The 18,021-nt window shown below is 39.6% G+C and carries 13 protein-coding genes; all 13 read left to right on the top strand.

Annotated features, from left to right (window positions below; genetic code table 11):
• Window positions 1-467 precede the first annotated feature (467 nt).
• The 13 genes from QFZ31_RS18540 (at window position 468) to QFZ31_RS18480 (ending at window position 17,849) form a co-directional block, all read left to right on the top strand.
• Window positions 468-1,784: an ABC transporter substrate-binding protein gene (locus tag QFZ31_RS18540; RefSeq protein WP_307311651.1), complete on the top strand. Its 1,317-nt coding sequence runs from the start codon at window positions 468-470 to the stop codon at window positions 1,782-1,784.
• Window positions 1,785-1,938: 154 nt separating this feature from the next.
• A complete protein-coding gene (locus QFZ31_RS18535; RefSeq protein ID WP_307305543.1) occupies window positions 1,939-2,829 on the top strand; it encodes a carbohydrate ABC transporter permease in 891 nt (296 codons plus the stop codon).
• 85 nt (window positions 2,830-2,914) lie between these two features.
• Window positions 2,915-3,757, top strand: coding sequence for a carbohydrate ABC transporter permease (locus QFZ31_RS18530; RefSeq protein ID WP_179603349.1), 843 nt, complete (start codon window positions 2,915-2,917; stop codon window positions 3,755-3,757).
• A gap of 138 nt (window positions 3,758-3,895) precedes the next feature.
• Window positions 3,896-5,365, top strand: coding sequence for an arabinan endo-1,5-alpha-L-arabinosidase (locus QFZ31_RS18525; protein WP_307305541.1), 1,470 nt, complete (start codon window positions 3,896-3,898; stop codon window positions 5,363-5,365).
• A gap of 16 nt (window positions 5,366-5,381) precedes the next feature.
• Entirely contained in the window at window positions 5,382-7,661 is a 2,280-nt protein-coding gene (locus QFZ31_RS18520; RefSeq protein WP_307305539.1) for a beta-L-arabinofuranosidase domain-containing protein, read from the top strand.
• 360 nt (window positions 7,662-8,021) lie between these two features.
• Window positions 8,022-9,713, top strand: a complete 1,692-nt coding sequence (gene araB, locus QFZ31_RS18515) for a ribulokinase (RefSeq protein WP_307305537.1) — start codon at window positions 8,022-8,024, stop codon at window positions 9,711-9,713.
• Window positions 9,707-10,426, top strand: coding sequence for an L-ribulose-5-phosphate 4-epimerase (gene araD / locus QFZ31_RS18510; protein ID WP_307305535.1), 720 nt, complete (start codon window positions 9,707-9,709; stop codon window positions 10,424-10,426). The genes araB and araD overlap by 7 nt, the downstream gene beginning before the upstream one ends.
• 70 nt (window positions 10,427-10,496) lie before the next feature.
• On the top strand, window positions 10,497-11,981 hold the full coding sequence (araA, locus tag QFZ31_RS18505) for an L-arabinose isomerase (protein WP_307305533.1): 1,485 nt from the start codon (window positions 10,497-10,499) through the stop codon (window positions 11,979-11,981).
• A gap of 85 nt (window positions 11,982-12,066) precedes the next feature.
• Complete coding sequence (locus QFZ31_RS18500) at window positions 12,067-13,554, top strand: alpha-N-arabinofuranosidase (RefSeq protein ID WP_307305530.1); 1,488 nt, start codon at window positions 12,067-12,069, stop codon at window positions 13,552-13,554.
• 20 nt (window positions 13,555-13,574) lie between these two features.
• The gene (locus QFZ31_RS18495; RefSeq protein ID WP_307305527.1) at window positions 13,575-13,847 is read left to right on the top strand and encodes a DUF6171 family protein; all 273 of its coding nucleotides are present in this window, start codon (window positions 13,575-13,577) and stop codon (window positions 13,845-13,847) included.
• Window positions 13,848-13,917: 70 nt separating this feature from the next.
• On the top strand, window positions 13,918-15,432 hold the full coding sequence (locus QFZ31_RS18490; RefSeq protein ID WP_307305525.1) for an alpha-N-arabinofuranosidase: 1,515 nt from the start codon (window positions 13,918-13,920) through the stop codon (window positions 15,430-15,432).
• A gap of 98 nt (window positions 15,433-15,530) precedes the next feature.
• A complete protein-coding gene (locus tag QFZ31_RS18485) occupies window positions 15,531-16,583 on the top strand; it encodes an aldose epimerase family protein (protein WP_307305522.1) in 1,053 nt (350 codons plus the stop codon).
• Between the two features lie 39 nt (window positions 16,584-16,622).
• The gene (locus QFZ31_RS18480; protein WP_307305519.1) at window positions 16,623-17,849 is read left to right on the top strand and encodes a sn-glycerol-1-phosphate dehydrogenase; all 1,227 of its coding nucleotides are present in this window, start codon (window positions 16,623-16,625) and stop codon (window positions 17,847-17,849) included.
• Window positions 17,850-18,021: the final 172 nt, after the last annotated feature.

Below are 18,021 nucleotides of genomic sequence, written 5' to 3'. Positions count from 1 at the left end.
CGCTTTCTATATTACATATGAGTATACCCTTAAAATATTTGAGTAAGAATAAAAGAGATTTCGATGTTTTAATTATACACTAATTATTATACCTTAAAAACACGTACGTACATAAGTAAAAAATTTATTAAAACATGATTGACATGTACGAACAGGTATATTACTATTTTAATTGTAGGGAATACGCTTTCATATTTTTTAAAAAAAGCTAGAAAAACGTAATTATAATGCCTGTTGTTTAGTGCAAAAGGTTACGGCGGAAGAATATTCAGGAGGGATCTTTATGTAGTCGCCTTAACATGTACGTACAATGCACAAGCGTATTATTACAAACAACTATTATTTTATTAAATTATGGTTGCGTTTTCAAAGTTTTTGCCAAATTGTTTTACTATTAAAATAGTTTTGGAGGGATTACCTTGTCGAGATCAACAAAAAAGCTAGGTTCATTGATTCTACTTACTATTATGATTATCGGTTCCATCCTTGCTGGTTGCTCTAATAGCTCAGAGACGTCAGGTAAAACGAAAGATGGAAAAACAGCTATTACATTTATGTTTAGAGGTCAGCCTCAAGAATTGAAAGCTTATGAAGCAACTGTAAAACGTTATGAAAAGTCACATCCTGATGTGAAAGTGACATTGGTTCAAGTTGCTCCAGATCAATATGATACAAAATTAAAAGCAGCGATTGCCGGTAAGAAGATTCCTGATGTATTCTTCTATAACCCAGCACAAGTAAAAGCATATGTAAACTCTGGTGTACTAAAAGATATTACTGAGTATGTTGAAGGTTCAGAAAATGTAAACATCGAAGATATTTGGGAAAAGGGTGTTGCTAAGTATCGTTTCGATGGTGAAACTCTAGGACAAGGTGCAATTTACGGATTGCCAAAAGACTTAGGACCATTCGCATTAGGTTACAATAAAACAATGTTTGAAGAAGCAGGAATTCCACTTCCTGACAAAGACAAACCTTATACTTTGGATGAATTTATTAATGTAGCACAACAATTGACAAAAGATAAAGACGGCGATGGAAAAAGTGATCAATTTGGTGCTGGATTTAACATTCAATGGGCATTGCAGCCAATTGCTTGGAGTAATGGAGCAGACTGGATTGATGAAACTGGTACAAAAGTAACAATTGATACTCCTGAATTTGCTGAATCAGTACAATGGTTTGCAGATCAACAGAATAAATACAAAATTACTCCTTCTATCGCAGAAGCACAAACACTTGATACTTACCAAAGATGGATGAAGGGCGAATTGGCTTTCTTCCCAGTTGGTCCTTGGGATATGGCAACATATGCAGAACAATTAAAGTTTGAATATGACTTAATTCCATGGCCTGCAGGTAAAACTGGCAAACCTGCTGCTTGGGTTGGTTCTCTAGGAATTGGTGTAGGAGCTACAACTAAGAATGCGGAAGCAGCAGCTGAGTTAGCATTATACCTATCTGCTGACCAAGAAGGTAACCAAGCGTTAGTAGATGCACAAGTTCAATTACCAAACAGCGTAACTGTTGCTGAACAATGGGCAGCGGACACTTCAATTAAGCCTGAAAACAAGCAAGAATTCTTAGATATTATTAACGATTACGGTCGTGGTTTCCCGGCTGAAAAAACGTACACAGCTGAATGGTATGATGAATTCTACAAAAACATCCAGCCAGTTCTTGATGGTAAGATGACAGCTGCAGAATATGTTAAGGAAGCACAGCCTAAGATGCAAAAATTACTAGATGCAGCAATCCAACAAGAAAAACAAGCTAAGAAATAAGCAATTAACTGAACTTTGACACAGTGTAAATGGTGCTAGTTTTCTTAAAAACTACTAGCACCATTTATTCCTTTTATCTAAATTTTTTGGTGAAAAAGAAATTTAGAAAAAGGGAAATGTGTCATCATTATAGCTTTAGAAAGGGTGAGGGAAGATGAAAACGACATCCAAACTGTATCGCACAGAGCAAAGATATGCCTATTTATTTATTGCAGCACCTGTCATAGGATTCCTCATATTCGCAATGGTTCCGCTTATTTATTCCATTTACGGTGCATTTACAAACTGGGATGGTCTAGGGTCAATGGACTTTATCGGGTTGGAAAACTTTATCAATGTATTCAAAGATGAGTACTTCTATAAGTCGATGTTTAACACGATTTATATGATGCTTGGTATTCCAATCGGTATTGTATTAGCGTTATTGCTTGCTTTGGCTTTAAATCGCGGGATTCCTGGAACCAATACTTTTAGGGTTCTATATTATATTCCGGTTATCTCTTCTATCGCTGCAATATCTATTCTATGGCAATGGGCATATAACGGAGATTACGGATTAGTCAATCAGTTCTTAGCGATTTTTGGAATTGAAGGTCCTAACTGGCTGCAAAATACTTCTACGGTAAAACCGGCATTGATCATCATGGCGGTATGGAAGGGATTAGGATATACAATGCTGTTATACTTAGCTGCCCTTCAAAGTGTGCCGAAATCATTTTACGAAGCAGCAAAACTGGATGGTGCTAATGCCTTCAAATCATTTTGGTACATCACTCTACCTATGGTAAAACCCGTTACCTTCTTTATCATCGTAACCAACATTATTGGCGGGGCTCAGATTTTCACTGAAATTAACGTAATGACTCCTACTGGTGGTCCTGAATATAGTTCCGCATCCGTGGTGTTTTATATTTGGCAAAAAGCATTTGGTAACTTCCAATTAGGTTATGCATCTGCAATGGCGTTAGTATTAGGACTATTCATCTTCATTATTACTTTAATCCAATTTAAGATAAACGAGAAAAACTCCTTTGAACTGGATTAATAACCGTAAAGTAAGAGAGTAATAGAGAGGAGCGTATAAAATGGAAGTTGCAGTTGCAAATAAAAAGTCAGTTAAAGCAGAACCTATGTCTGAAAAGAAGAAAAATAGAATTACCGACGCCGTGGTATTTATCTTCCTAAGCTTTGGAGCAATCTTCATGGTAGCACCATTGTTATGGATGTTCTCGACTTCGATCAAGACCCGGGAGGACGTTTTTGCATTGCCTCCGGTGTGGATTCCAGACACGATTTCTTTTGCAAAGTATTCTGAGATTTGGTCTATGGGGCCGCTGCTTTCAGGTATTAGTAATAGCTTAATCGTCGCTGTGTCAGTAACAGTGATTGGTACATTCACCTCAAGTTTGGCAGCATTTGCATTCTCGAAGCTGCATTTCAATGGCAAAAATAAAATCTTCATGATGTTATTTGCATCGGTTATGATTCCTTATCCAGTGCTAATGATTCCGCAGTTCATTATGTTTTCTTCTGTAGGCTGGGTGGATACATTACTGCCATTAATCATCCCTGGGTTTTTCGGAAACATTTTCATGATTTTCTTTTTACGTCAGTTTTTAACGAGTATTCCTAACTCAATCATTGAAGCTGCAAAGATTGATGGTTGTTCTTACTTCCAAATCTTTTACAAAATCATCTTTCCATTAATTAAACCTGCGGTAGCTGCACAGTTGATTCTATGGTTTATGGGGATTTGGAATGATTACCTTGGACCGATTCTTTATCTGAACTCACCTGAGAAGCAGACGCTTCAACTTGTAATTGCAAACTTTAACGCTTCTTATGCGATCCAAAGTGATTATCCGCTAATCATGGCCGCTTCGGTTGTTGCGTTATTACCAATGTTGATTGTTTTCATCGTCTTCCAAAAACAAATCATTGAATCAATCGCAATTTCAGGGGTAAAAGGTTAATACAACTAAATCAAATGCATGTGCATTTTTGGCTCAACAAATTAGAAGTTAATAGAAAAATGAAAAAGCACTTATCAGAATTTTTAGATGATAAGTGCTTTTTGTTTAAAAAATACTCAGAAACCTTGGAGTCAATCAATGAAACTTAAAACAAAGAAGTATTTAGCAGGAATCGTCATTTTAATAGTGTTAATCATAGGAGTAACGCTTGTTATGACTTTTGCTATGCCTAAAACAGGCAATTTGTCTGGCATTACATTACCAGCGGCACCTGCTGACAAGCCGGTACAAAATATCAACAGTGATATCCTTTATAAGGAAAAGGATTGGACCACCAATTTTACTCATGATGCTTCAATCATTAAAGCAGATGGCTGGTATTATGCGTTTTCCACAGACTACATGGTAGGAGCCCCGCCAAAACCAGGAATCCAGATAAGAAAGTCGAAGGATTTAATTAAATGGGAGTTTGTAGGCCGTGTGTTTGAACAAGTATCTCAGGAGGCGTGGGAATGGACCAAAGGAACAACCTTTTGGGCTCCAGATGTGGTGAAATTGAATGATAAATATTATTTATATTACTCTGTATCCTCTGTTGGAAAAAGAAACTCGTATATTGGTGTGGCGGTAAGTGACAATATTGAGGGTCCTTGGAAAGACGAAGGTGCCGTATTTATATCCCAAGAGGGGGATGAACACACGGTAAATGCAATCGATCCGGATATCGTATTGGATGAACATGGGCAGGCCTGGATGGTTTATGGCTCCTATTTTGGCGGAATTTTTATCACAAAAGTAGATTCTGCTACTGGAAAATTGGTCGATCCGAATGATGAGGGAACGTTAATGGCGCAAAGGAAAAATATGAATTACGGCATAGAAGGACCTGAAATTATTTATAACGGTGATACCGGTTATTATTACTTAACTGTATCATATGAGTGGCTGGAGGATACATATAATGTCCGGACAGCTAGGTCGAAAAATATAACGGGACCGTATGTGGACTATAATGGCAGTGAAATGATTGATACAACCGATGAATCCTTCAATACTGGAAATAAATTGGTAGGAGCGTATCGATTTGAAAATAGCGATGGCTGGCTGGGGACTGGTCATAATGCCTTGTTTGAGGAAAATGGGGAATATTATCTCACCCACAATGCCAGAGCTGGTAAAGATGTCTATTGGTCCCATTTGCATGTCAGGAAAATAGTTTGGACCGAGGATGGCTGGCCGGTGGTTTCACCGGAAAGATATGCTGGTGAAGCAGAACAACAAATAAACGAAGAAAACATTATTGGTAAATGGGAACAGATCATTCTCCCAAGATATGATGATAGTTTACAAGTTTCTCATAATTTACAACTCAAATCAAATGGGGAAATTGGAGAGGATGATAAGAGCCATTGGGCACTAACGGGGGATAACACATTGGAACTCACGGTTTATGACCCTGGCAGAGCTTCTGATGATTACTGGAAGTACAAGTTGAAAGTGATTCCTGCTTGGGACTGGGAAAATTGGAACGGTACGCTTGTTTTCACTGGTATGGACCAAGAGGGGACGGTCCTGTGGGGTAAAAAGACGGTTGAAAAAAATAAATAAAATGGAGTGACATTACATGCTATCCACCAATCAAGTAAATGTGAATTGGAAACTAAAAGAATTTGATCTTAAGGATGTTCGTATTACAGGCGGTCCGCTAAAGCATGCAATGGAGTTAAATAAGGAATATCTATTAAAGCTAGAGCCTGATAGACTGCTTTCTAGATTCAGAGAGTATGCGGGACTTCAGCCAAAAGCGGCCAGTTATGAAGGTTGGGAAGTACAAGGGATTTCTGGACATACACTAGGACATTATCTATCAGCGGCAGCAATGATGGCAGCAGCAAACGACGATAGTGTGTTTAATCAAAGAGTGGATTATATTGTAGATGAACTCGAAGTTTGTCAAAAAGCACATGGAACAGGATATATTTCTGGTATCCCTCGCGGAAAAGAAATTTTTGAAGAAGTAAAAGCAGGAGATATCCGATCGCAAGGTTTTGATTTGAATGGCGGCTGGGTGCCTCTATATTCCATTCATAAATTATTCGCCGGTCTGCGTGATGCCTTTAAGTTTGCGAATAACGATAAAGCTTTGCAGGTTGAAACAAAGCTTGGTTTATGGCTAAACGATGTGTTTGAGAACCTAAATGACCAACAGGTACAGGAAGTCTTAAAATGTGAATATGGCGGAATGTCAGAAGTACTTGTTGACCTTGCTGAAGACACGGGCGATGAGCGCTTTTGGAAGCTATCACAACTGTTTCACCACAAAGAACTATTAGATTCGCTGGCATCGGAAAAAGATGTGTTAGCGGGAAGACATGCCAATACACAAATACCAAAGATAATTGGCGCTGCACGTCAATATGAAATTTCAAATAACGAATCCTACCGTCGTATATCAGAATTCTTTTGGAAACAGGTTGTCCATCATCATTCATACGTAATCGGTGGAAACAGTATGAATGAACATTTTGGGGAACCAGACAAGTTAAATGACCGGCTTGGGGCTAATACTTGTGAAACGTGTAACTCCTATAACATGTTAAAACTAACTAGACACCTTATTCAGTGGAATGGTCTTGCTGAACAAGGAGATTTCTATGAGAGAGTTTTATATAATCATATATTAGCTTCCCAGCACCCGCAAGAAGGCACGGTCACTTACTTTGTTTCCTTAGATATGGGCGGTCACAAGGTTTATAATTCTCAGTTTAATGATTTTACTTGTTGTGTTGGTACTGGAATGGAGAACCATTCTAGTTATGGCAGTGGTATCTATTTTTATAATGATCAGTCTCTCGTGGTGAACCAATACATCCCATCCAAACTGAATTGGAGCGAGAAAGGAGTCATTGTTCATCAGGAAACTACGTATCCTGAAACAGGTTCAATAAAGTTAGTAGTAGAGTCTACTGATTCAAACCAATTCTCCTTATCTGTCCGCTATCCATATTGGGCAGAAAAAGGTATGAATGTAAAAGTAAATGGTGAGCCGTACAACCACGAGTCTAAACCTTCTAGTTTTATCACGATTGAACGTGTTTGGCAGAACGGGGATACAGTTGAATTAGATATACCTATGACAGTTAGAGTCGAAACGATGAACGATAACCCTAATCGAATAGCATTTATCAATGGACCACTTGTTCTAGCAGGTGATTTAGGACCAATACAACAAGATGAGTCTGCAAAAGAGATATTATTTACACCAGTGTTAGTTACAAGCGAGACGTCATTGCTAAATCATATCGTACCAGTTTCAGAAAAAAATCATCATTTTGACATGAATAAGCTCGGCTATCCTCGAGATGTGAGATTGTTCCCATTCTATCAAATGCATGATCGTAGTACTTCTGTTTATTGGGACGTTTTTACCGAAGAAAAATGGAAGGAAGTAGAACTTTCTTATAAAGCTTCTGTCGAAAAAGAGCATGAACTAAAGCTCAGGACCGTTGATTTTGTTCAGCCTGGAGAAATGCAGCCGGAGCGTGATCATGAATTTGAAGGGGAGCATGTGGGCTATGGTGTCCAGTCCAATCGGAAATACCGAGACACATGGCCAAATGGGCACTTTTCCTTCACTTTAAAGGTTCATTCCAGCCAGCAGAACCATCTTTTTGTTATGTATACAAAAGAAATAGAGACGATGAATTCCTTTGCTATCACGATCGATGGAGTTGAATTGGAAAATGGTAAAGTAGAACTTGTTGAGCTGAACACGTTTGTCCAAGTAAAATATGAGATTCCAAAGCAAACAACTGGTGGTAAGGAGCAAGTAAAGGTGACTTTCCGTGCTCATGAAGGACAAAAAGTACCTAAGGTATTTGGTATCCGTGTGGTAAAAGAATAGAAAAATAGATAAAAGAGCAGGAAAAACTAACATGTATTTTCTGCTCTTTTAACTTGTATGCAAAAAGTTTTTAAATAAATAGTAAAATACCTTGAAAAAATATAGATAGGTGGTACAATCAACTTAAAGGTTATACGTACAAGTTTTGAAAACGGCTACAATATCATTAACTTGTAGGGTGAAATAGATAGTGATTTGTCGAAAAATCATCTTTCTTGTACGGATGTCATACTTACTTAAAAAGCAGCGTTTAATTTTAACCTGAGTGAGATACGCATGTAGTTATTACATTCTATTAAACTCAGAAAAATTTTTATTGATTATGTAAACGTATTCTTTCTAAAAGGCAGGGTGAGAAAAATGGCTAAATATGCAATTGGTGTCGATTATGGAACACAGTCAGGAAGAGCCGTATTAGTTGAGATTGGAACTGGTAAAGAGGTTGCAACAGCTGTAAAACCATACACACATGGAGTGATGGATGAGTTTTTGCCAGATGGAACCACTAAATTAGAACATGATTGGGCTTTACAGCATCCAACAGATTATTTAGAAGTTTTACAGATTACCATTCCAGAAGTATTAGATAAAGCACAAGTTTCCCCGGATGATGTCATCGGATTAGGAATCGACTTTACAGCTTGTACGGTCCTACCGGTTGATCAGACTGGGACTCCATTATGCTTGAAACCTGAATATAGTAAAAATCCACACAGCTTTGTGAAGCTTTGGAAGCATCATGCGGCACAAGACGAAGCAAACCGTTTGAATGAAATTGCTGAACAACGTGGTGAAAAGTTCTTACAACGCTACGGCGGAAAAATTTCTTCCGAATGGATGATTCCGAAGGTATGGCAAATTCTTGATGAAGCACCTGAAATTTATGAAGCTGCAGATCAAATATTAGAAGCAACCGATTGGGTTATTTCTCAATTGACTGGTCAAGTAAAGCGCAACAGCTGTACGGCAGGTTATAAAGCAATGTGGCATAAGCAGGATGGCTACCCATCAAAAGAATTTTTTAAAGCGCTTGATCCTCGTTTAGAAAATGTTGTTGAGGATAAATTATCTACGGATATCGTTGCCATTGGCTCTAAAGCTGGAGAAATCACTGCTGAAGGTGCTAAGTTAACAAGATTGAACCCGGGTACTGCAGTTGCAGTTGCGAATGTGGATGCACACGTTGCTGTCCCAGCAGTAGGGATTACAGAACCTGGTAAACTATTGATGATTATGGGAACGTCTACATGTCATATTTTACTAGGTGAAGAGGAAAAGATTGTACCTGGAATGTGCGGTGTGGTTGAAGATGGAGTCATTCCAGGATATATGGGATACGAAGCTGGTCAATCATGCGTAGGTGACCATTTTGAATGGTTTACTGAAAACTGTGTACCGGCAAGTTACTATGAAGAAGCAAAAGAAAAAGGCGTAAATATCCACCAGCTATTAACGGAGAAAGCAAGTAAGTTAAACGTTGGTGAAAGCGGTCTCCTCGCACTGGATTGGTGGAACGGCAATCGTTCAACACTTGTAGATGCTGATCTAACGGGCGTACTGCTAGGACAAACATTATTAACAAAACCAGAGGAAATCTATCGTGCGCTGATTGAAGCAACTGCGTACGGTACACGAATGATCGTTGAAACCTTCCGTGATAATGGTGTTCCTGTTAATGAAGTGTATGCTGCAGGCGGAATTGCAGAGAAAAATGTAATGATGATGCAGATTTATGCAGACGTATTAAATATGAGTATTAAAATTTCTGCTTCTTCTCAAACACCAGCACTTGGTTCTGCAATGTTTGGTGCTGTTGCAGCAGGTAAAGAACGCGGCGGCTATGACAGCATTACTGAAGCAGCCAAGGATATGGGCAGAGTCAAAGATTATGTATACCAGCCAAAGGCAGAAAATAAGGCGGTCTATGATCAGCTTTATACAGAATATGCCCGCCTATACGATTATTTTGGACGCGGCGAAAATAACGTGATGAAAACATTGAAAAAAATTAAGAGTGCAAGCTCCTTAAAAATGGAGGAGACAGTATGCTAGAAAGACTTAAAAAAGAAGTTTTGGAAGCTAATTTACAGCTTCCAAAACATAACTTGGTTACTTTTACTTGGGGAAATGTAAGTGGGATTGATCGTGAACAAAACCTTGTTGTCATCAAGCCAAGCGGTGTACCTTATGATGAGCTTAGTATTGAGGACTTGGTAGTAGTAGATTTGGAAGGCAGGATTGTCGAAGGAAATCTGCGCCCTTCATCAGATACACCAACACATCTTGCACTCTACCGTGCTTTTCCAACAATTGGCGGAGTGGTTCATACCCATTCGCCATGGGCAACTAGCTGGGCACAAGCAGGTCGTCCGATTCCTGCACTTGGAACTACACATGCTGATTACTATTATGGAGAGATTCCTTGTACACGTGAGATGACTCAGGATGAAATTGATCGTGCCTATGAACTTGAAACAGGAAATGTAATTATTGAAACGTTTGAAAAACAAGGATTAGACCCTGTGGCAATGCCAGGAGTCCTAGTGTTTAACCATGCACCGTTCTGTTGGGGTAAAAACGCCAATCAGGCTGTACACAATGCCGTTGTGCTAGAAGAAGTAGCGAAAATGGCGCTGCATACCTTCCAGCTTAATCCTAACGTAAACCCAATTCAACAATTCTTGTTGGATAAGCATTATCTGCGAAAGCATGGAAAAAACGCCTATTATGGTCAATCAAAACAAATAACCAAGCAAACGCTTTAATGGTTGTCTTATAGAATAACTTATCCACATTGGACATTGAAGAAAACTAACTACTTTAGGGGGATTTACCTTGTTAACGACAAAAGCCTATGAATTTTGGTTTGTAACTGGAAGTCAATTACTTTACGGAGAAGACGTACTTAGAGCAGTAGAGGAAAATTCAAAAACGATTGTAAGCGGTCTAGATCATGATCCAGCCGTTCCATATAAATTAGTTTTTAAATCCGTTGTTAAGGATTCCGATGCAATTCGCCGCTTAATTCTTGAAGCAAATGCTGATGAAAATTGTGCAGGAATCATTACATGGATGCATACATTCTCACCATCAAAAATGTGGATTGCAGGGCTTTCAGCTCTTCAAAAACCATATCTTCATTTAGCTACACAATTTAACCGTGATATCCCATGGAATTCAATTGACATGGATTTTATGAATCTTAACCAATCTGCACACGGAGATCGTGAACACGGATTCATCGCCAGCCGCTTAAAGGTTAAGCGTAAAGTGGTTGTCGGGCACTGGGAAAACGCAGAAGTTAGAGAACGTGTTGGCAGCTGGATGAGAACGGCAGTTGCTTTTGCTGAAAGTAAAACCCTGAAAGTAGCAAGATTTGGTGATAATATGCGCCAAGTAGCAGTTACTGAAGGTGACAAAGTAGAAGCGCAAATTAAATTTGGCTGGACGGTTAATGGTTACGGTGTTGGTGACCTCGTTCAACGCATGAACGATGTAAGTGAACAAGAACTTGACCAGTTAATGGCTGAATATGAAGAGCAATATGATATTACACCAGAAGGTCTAACTGACGGACCGGTAAGAGACAGTATCCGTTATCAAGCTAGAATTGAGCTTGGAATGAAAGCATTCTTAACGGAAGGCGGATATACAGCATTTACAACAACTTTCGAAGATTTACATGGTATGCGTCAGCTTCCAGGTCTTGCTGTTCAACGTCTAATGGAACAAGGCTACGGCTTCGCGGGTGAAGGTGACTGGAAAACTGCGGCACTCGTTCGTTTAATGAAAATTATTGCTGGCAATGAAGGTACATCCTTTATGGAAGACTACACGTATCATTTTGAACCAGGAAATGAAATGGTTCTTGGTGCGCATATGCTTGAGGTTTGTCCAACCATTTCAGCTACTCGTCCTAAAGTTGAGGTGCATCCACTAGGAATTGGTGGCAAGGAAGACCCTGCAAGAATCGTTTTTGATGGAAGAGGCGGCTCTGCATTAAATGCATCCATTATCGACCTTGGACATCGTTTCCGTCTTCTTGTAAATGAAGTAGATGCGGTACAACCAGAGCAGGATATGCCAAAACTTCCGGTTGCACGTGTACTTTGGACGTGTCAGCCTTCTCTAAGTCAAGCTGTTGAGAACTGGATTGAAGCTGGCGGAGCACACCATACTGGATTCTCTTATAAAGTGACAACAGAACAGTTAAGAGACTTTGCAGAATTAGCTGGTATCGAAATGGTTGTCATTAATAACGACACAAAAACAGAATCATTTATTAACGAATTACGCTGGAATGACGTTATCTATCGTTAATTTTTAAACTTGGGGCTATTAGTAATAATAGCCCTAAGGTTTACTAGGGTGCTTTAATTACATAAACCGACTGGAGGATTACTTTATGAAAAATAATGTCATTGTAAATGCTGATATTACAAAAGGCAAAATTAATAAAAATATATATGGTCACTTTGCAGAGCATTTAGGCAGATGTATCTATGAAGGAATCTGGGTAGGTGAAGATTCCTCGATCCCTAATACAAAGGGTATCCGTAACGATGTACTAGCAGCATTAAAAAACATTAAAGTTCCTGTTCTTCGCTGGCCAGGCGGTTGCTTTGCCGATGAGTATCACTGGAAGGATGGCGTCGGTCCTCGTGAAAATCGTAAACGTATGGTCAATACTCACTGGGGTGGCGTTGTAGAAAACAACCACTTCGGAACGCACGAATTCATGCTTTTATGTGAATTATTAGAGTGCGAGCCGTATATTTGTGGAAATGTTGGAAGCGGCACTGTTCAAGAAATGTCAGAATGGGTTGAATATATGACATTTGAAGGTGAATCGCCAATGGCAAACTGGCGCCGGGAAAATGGCCACGACGAGCCTTGGAAGTTAAAGTATTTCGGTGTAGGAAACGAAAACTGGGGCTGCGGTGGAAACATGCGTCCTGAATATTATGCAGACCTTTATCGCCGTTATCAAACGTATGTACGTAACTATGGCGGCAATAAAATTTATAAAATCGCCGGCGGGGCAAACGTCGATGATTATAACTGGACAGAAGTATTAATGAAGAACGCTCACTGGTTAATGGATGGTTTAAGTCTTCACTATTACACGATCCCAGGCGATTTCTGGCTTGGTAAAGGATCAGCGGTTGATTTCCCTGAAGACGAATGGTTCATTACAATGAAGAAAGCTCTTCATATGGATGAGTTAATTACAAAGCATAGCACGATTATGGATAAATATGATCCAGATAAGCGAATTGGCATGATCATTGACGAGTGGGGAACATGGTTCGATGTGGAGCCTGGTACAAATCCAGGATTCTTATATCAGCAAAACACCATCCGTGATGCGCTGGTAGCTGGCCTGCATTTCAACATTTTCCATAATCACGCTGATCGTGTTCAAATGACGAATATTGCTCAAACCGTTAACGTGCTTCAAGCGATGATTTTAACTGAAGGCGAGAAGATGATTCTTACTCCAACCTATCATGTATTTGATATGTACAAAGTTCACCAAGATGCTGAACTGCTTTCTGTTGATTCTACATTTGGCAGCTATGAATATAACGGAGAAACGTTACCACAAGTAACCGTATCTGCTTCAAAAAATGCTGAAGGTATCATTCACATCAGCTTATGTAACATTGACCACCAGAACGAATCAGTATTAGATTTAGACCTTCGTGGAATAATTGGACCCGAAACTAAGGTTTCAGGAACAATCATTACAGCCGACTCAATGAATGCACATAACACTTTCGAACAGCCAGAGGTTGTAAAACCTGTTGAGTTCACAGGCGTAACGGTTGAAAATAATAAATTAGCCATTAAACTTCCAGCAATGTCTGTTGTTACATTAGCGGTTAAATAAAGAATGAGGGGGATCCAGCAGTGAGTAAGCAAAATCTATGTAAAGGCTGCGTTGAAAGTGTAATGGTAACAGAGGAAGTCATCCAGGAGCTCGTTAGGGAAACGGAAGAAGATTTATCTGTTATCGTATCGGACGAAGTCTACTCAGAACGATTAAAGATTTGTGAAAGCTGCCCTTCTCTTCAATATGGCACCACTTGTGCTCATAGCGGATGTATTGTCCGCTATCGAGCAAAGTTTAAAAACAAGAGCTGTCCTTTTGCAGGAAAGCCAAAATGGGAAAAGGTTAGTTAATTACTCATAGTTTTATAGAAACGAAGCCGTGACTTGCAAACTCTATCTGATAAAAGAAAGGACAGGGAACATGGGTAAAAATAAAGCAAAAATGATTTTAGAAAAAGACTTTAAAGTATCTGAAATTGATAATCGAATCTATGGTTCTTTTATTGAACATTTAGGCCGTGCCGTATATGGCGGCATTTATGAGCCAGGACATCCTCAAGCCGATGAAAATGGATTCCGCCAGGATGTTATTGAAATGGTTAAGGAACTTCAAGTTCCGCTTGTCCGTTATCCGGGTGGTAACTTTGTTTCCGGTTATAACTGGGAGGATGGTGTAGGACCTGTAGAAAACCGTCCGCGTCGTTTAGATTTAGCTTGGCGTACAACAGAAACCAACGAAATGGGTACGAACGAGTTCATGAAATGGGCGCAGTTAGTCAATGCTGACGTAAATATGGCAGTTAACCTTGGAACCCGTGGTATTGACGCAGCTAGAAATCTAGTAGAATATTGCAACCACCCAGGCGGTTCTTATTATAGTGATCTTCGTATTTCTCACGGCGTAAAGGATCCTTACAAAATTAAAACATGGTGTCTCGGTAACGAAATGGATGGTCCATGGCAAATCGGGCATAAAACCGCTGCGGAATATGGCCGCCTTGCTCAAGAAACTGCGAAAGTAATGAAGTGGGTAGACCCTACAATCGAGTTGGTTGCATGTGGAAGCTCAAACCGCAATATGCCGACCTTTGCTGACTGGGAAGCAACTGTTCTTGACCATACGTATGATCATGTAGAATTCATCTCTTTGCACCAGTATTACGGCAACCGTGACAATGAAATTTCTAACTATTTAGCACTGTCCCTAGAAATGGATGACTTTATTAAATCGGTTATTTCTATTGCGGACTATATCAAAGCGAAAAAACGCGGTAAAAAGAAAATCAACCTCAGCTTTGATGAATGGAACGTATGGTATCACAGTAATGAAGCGGATAAAAAAATTGAGCCATGGAGTATTGCACCACCTCAATTAGAAGATATTTATAACTTTGAAGATGCTTTATTGGTTGGATGTATGCTGATTACGCTTTTAAAGCATGCAGACCGTGTGAAAATTGCCTGCCTTGCTCAGCTGGTCAATGTCATTGCACCAATTATGACTGAAGACAATGGACCTGCTTGGAAGCAAACGATTTTTTATCCTTATATGCATACCTCTGTATATGGACGCGGCGTTTCATTAAACCCAATTATTTCAAGTCCTAAGTATGACAGTAAGGATTTCACTGATGTACCGTATTTAGAGTCGACAGCTGTTTACAATGAAGAACATGAAACATTAACCATCTTTGCTGTAAACCGCCATCTAGAAGAAGGATTAGAACTGGCTGTGGACATCCGTAACTTTGATGGTTATGAAGTAGTCGAGCATATTGTTTTAGAAAACGACGGCAATCTAAAACAAACCAACTCTGCTAAAGGAACACCAGTGGCACCGCATTCTAATGGTAATGCAAGATCTGAAAACGGCGGAGTTACCGCGGTATTACCTAAATTATCTTGGAATGTAATCCGCCTGGCGAAGCGTAACTAATAGCAAATATTCCATACCTCTTCTGTTTACATTTGTTGATGGAGAGGTATGGAATCATTTTTTCTAGGTATCTATCGAAAGGAAGGGTTGAACGATATATGAAGGTCTTGAAAGAGGAGTTTGGAAGAAAAGATAACCAAACTGTTTTTTTATTTAATCTAATTAATGATCATGGAGTAGAAATTAGCTGTATTAATTATGGCTGTATTATTACAAAAATTATAACACCTGATAAAGAAGGCAACTTTGAAAATGTTGTTATTGGATATGACACGTTGAACGAATATGAAAATGATAGTTATTTTTTAGGCGCTGCAGTTGGCCGTGTCGCTGGGAGAATCAAGGCTGGTGCCTTTGATTTGAACGGGAAAACCTATACACTTGCAAAAAATGAAAATAACAACCATCTGCATGGCGGAAATAAAGGGTTTAACCAGATCGTTTGGGATAGTGAAGTCATCGAGGATGAACAGGAGATTGGAGTTCGATTCACCTATTTTAGCCCGAATGGTGAAGAGGGTTATCCTGGAAATTTAAAGGTTTCCGTTACTTACACCTTGAATAATGACAATGAACTCTCTATCCGTTATTCTGGCGTGTCTGATGAGGACACACTACTAAATATGACGAATCACTCTTATTTCAATTTAAGTGGAAATTTAAAACGAGATAGTTTAAATCATTCTTTACGAATAAAAAGCGATAAGTTTCTTGAATTAAATGATGAACTGCTTCCGACGGGAGATATGCTGGATGTTAGAGGTACAGCATTTGATTTTACAACTGAGAGAATGATTGAAACTGGAGTACTGTCACAACATCCGCAAAATAAATTAGCCGGCGCTGGGTATGACCATCCATTTTTATTAAATACACAACATGACCAAGAAATTGTCCTGAAGGATATCGAAAGTGGACGGACTCTAACGATTGAAACAGATGAACCAAGTGTTGTCGTTTATTCTGGAAATCAGATGAAATCTGAAGGAGAGATTGCCGGGGTGCCGTCACGGAAGTACTTAGGAATTTGCTTAGAGACACAGGGATTACCGGACGCGATTCATCACCCACAGTTTCCTTCTTGGGTTCTAGAAAAAGATCAAGAATATTCGACGGTAACAACCTATAAATTTGGGATTTTAGAAGAATAGATTGCCCGATACTTTTCCTATAGAGCAGGAGGAATTAAAGTGGAAAACTATATTGCTGAACTCATGACTCTAGCTCAAACATGTGATTGTGGAAATCATCATCATCCGATTCCCATTGAGAGAATCAGGATTGGAAACAGTGTTTATAAAGAACTTGCGGCATATGTAGATGGTAAGGGATTTAAACATGCAGTTATAATCGCAGATGAAAATACCTATCAAGCAGCAGGTAAAAGTCTATCAGAGATTTTAAAAGAAACAGGTATTAACATTTCTCTTAGTATCATCAAGCCGGATGAAAATAATGATGTCGTTGCTGATGAGCAATCCTTAGTTCAGGCATTATTAGAGATACCAATAGATACAGAGATCATTATCGCTGTAGGTGCAGGTACACTCCATGATATAGCGCGTTTTTGCAGTACAAAAATGAAATTGCCATTTATTTCAGTTCCTACAGCACCTTCTGTCGATGGCTTCACATCAATGGGAGCTCCATTAATTGTTAAGGGTGTGAAAACAACCTTCCAAATGTCAGCTCCGATTGCCGTGTTCGCTGATTTATCTGTACTGAAGGCATCACCGCGAAAAATGGTAGCAGCGGGATTTGGGGATATGCTGGCTAAATTCACCTCGCTTGCGGACTGGAAATTTGGCCACCTTGTTATGGGAGAGCCATATTGTCCGCTAGTTGCCGCTATTACCCGTGAAGCATTAGATTCCTGTGTGGAAAAGGTAGAATTGATTGCTGCAGCTGATGAAGAGGGAATTGAGATTCTAATTGAAGCTCTAATCAAGTCAGGGCTGGCCATGCTTATATTTGGTCAGTCACATCCAGCTTCTGGCGGCGAACATCACCTGTCGCACTACTGGGAAATGGACTTTTTAAAGCGAAAGCGCCCTGCCGTGCTTCACGGGGCGAAAGTTGGAGTATCAACTGTACTGCTTGCGGAAGTTTATAAAGGACAGTTCCTTCCTTTACTATCTGATTCAATACGTTTAGGGTCAATACAAGATTCTCTTATCAATGAAGACTTACAAGATAACATAATAGAAATCATGAAAGTTTATCAAGAGATCCCAACCACCGAACGCCTAAAGACTCTGTTAACAGCGACAGGCGGGGAAACTATGCCCGAACAGCTGGGTATTGATGAACAGTTAGTCGCAGCAAGCTTAAGTGGTGCACATACCTTAAGAAATCGATTTACAGCTTTAAAATTTATGAATGTGGCTATGGGAAGCAACACCCTTATACAACCATGATTAATTATAATAAGAAGGCTGTGTTAAAGCTAAATATAATATTTGCACTCTGTTGATTTGCGCGGAAGGCACGAAGACTCCTGCGGGAGGACGGGGCAGGGGAGACCCCACAGGTGATAAGGCACCGAGGAGGCACCCCGGACCGCCCGCGGAAAGCGAAGTGCCTCGGGAC

Origin of the sequence: Neobacillus niacini (assembly GCF_030817595.1) — a bacterium.
Classification (GTDB): domain Bacteria; phylum Bacillota; class Bacilli; order Bacillales; family Cytobacillaceae; genus Neobacillus; species Neobacillus niacini_G.
Note: the sequence above shows the minus strand (reverse complement) of the source record. Positions and strands in the feature narration are given on the sequence as shown.

Excerpts from the sequence above, each read along its gene's own strand:
- QFZ31_RS18490 (WP_307305525.1), top strand. The coding sequence starts at position 13,918 with ATGGGTAAAAATAAAGCAAAAATGATTTTAGAAAAAGACTTTAAAGTA.
- araD (WP_307305535.1), top strand. The coding sequence starts at position 9,707 with ATGCTAGAAAGACTTAAAAAAGAAGTTTTGGAAGCTAATTTACAGCTT.
- QFZ31_RS18525 (WP_307305541.1), top strand. The coding sequence starts at position 3,896 with ATGAAACTTAAAACAAAGAAGTATTTAGCAGGAATCGTCATTTTAATA.
- QFZ31_RS18500 (WP_307305530.1), top strand. The coding sequence starts at position 12,067 with ATGAAAAATAATGTCATTGTAAATGCTGATATTACAAAAGGCAAAATT.
- QFZ31_RS18535 (WP_307305543.1), top strand. The coding sequence starts at position 1,939 with ATGAAAACGACATCCAAACTGTATCGCACAGAGCAAAGATATGCCTAT.
- QFZ31_RS18520 (WP_307305539.1), top strand. The coding sequence starts at position 5,382 with ATGCTATCCACCAATCAAGTAAATGTGAATTGGAAACTAAAAGAATTT.
- QFZ31_RS18540 (WP_307311651.1), top strand. The coding sequence starts at position 468 with ATGATTATCGGTTCCATCCTTGCTGGTTGCTCTAATAGCTCAGAGACG.
- araB (WP_307305537.1), top strand. The coding sequence starts at position 8,022 with ATGGCTAAATATGCAATTGGTGTCGATTATGGAACACAGTCAGGAAGA.
- QFZ31_RS18530 (WP_179603349.1), top strand. The coding sequence starts at position 2,915 with ATGTCTGAAAAGAAGAAAAATAGAATTACCGACGCCGTGGTATTTATC.
- QFZ31_RS18485 (WP_307305522.1), top strand. The coding sequence starts at position 15,531 with ATGAAGGTCTTGAAAGAGGAGTTTGGAAGAAAAGATAACCAAACTGTT.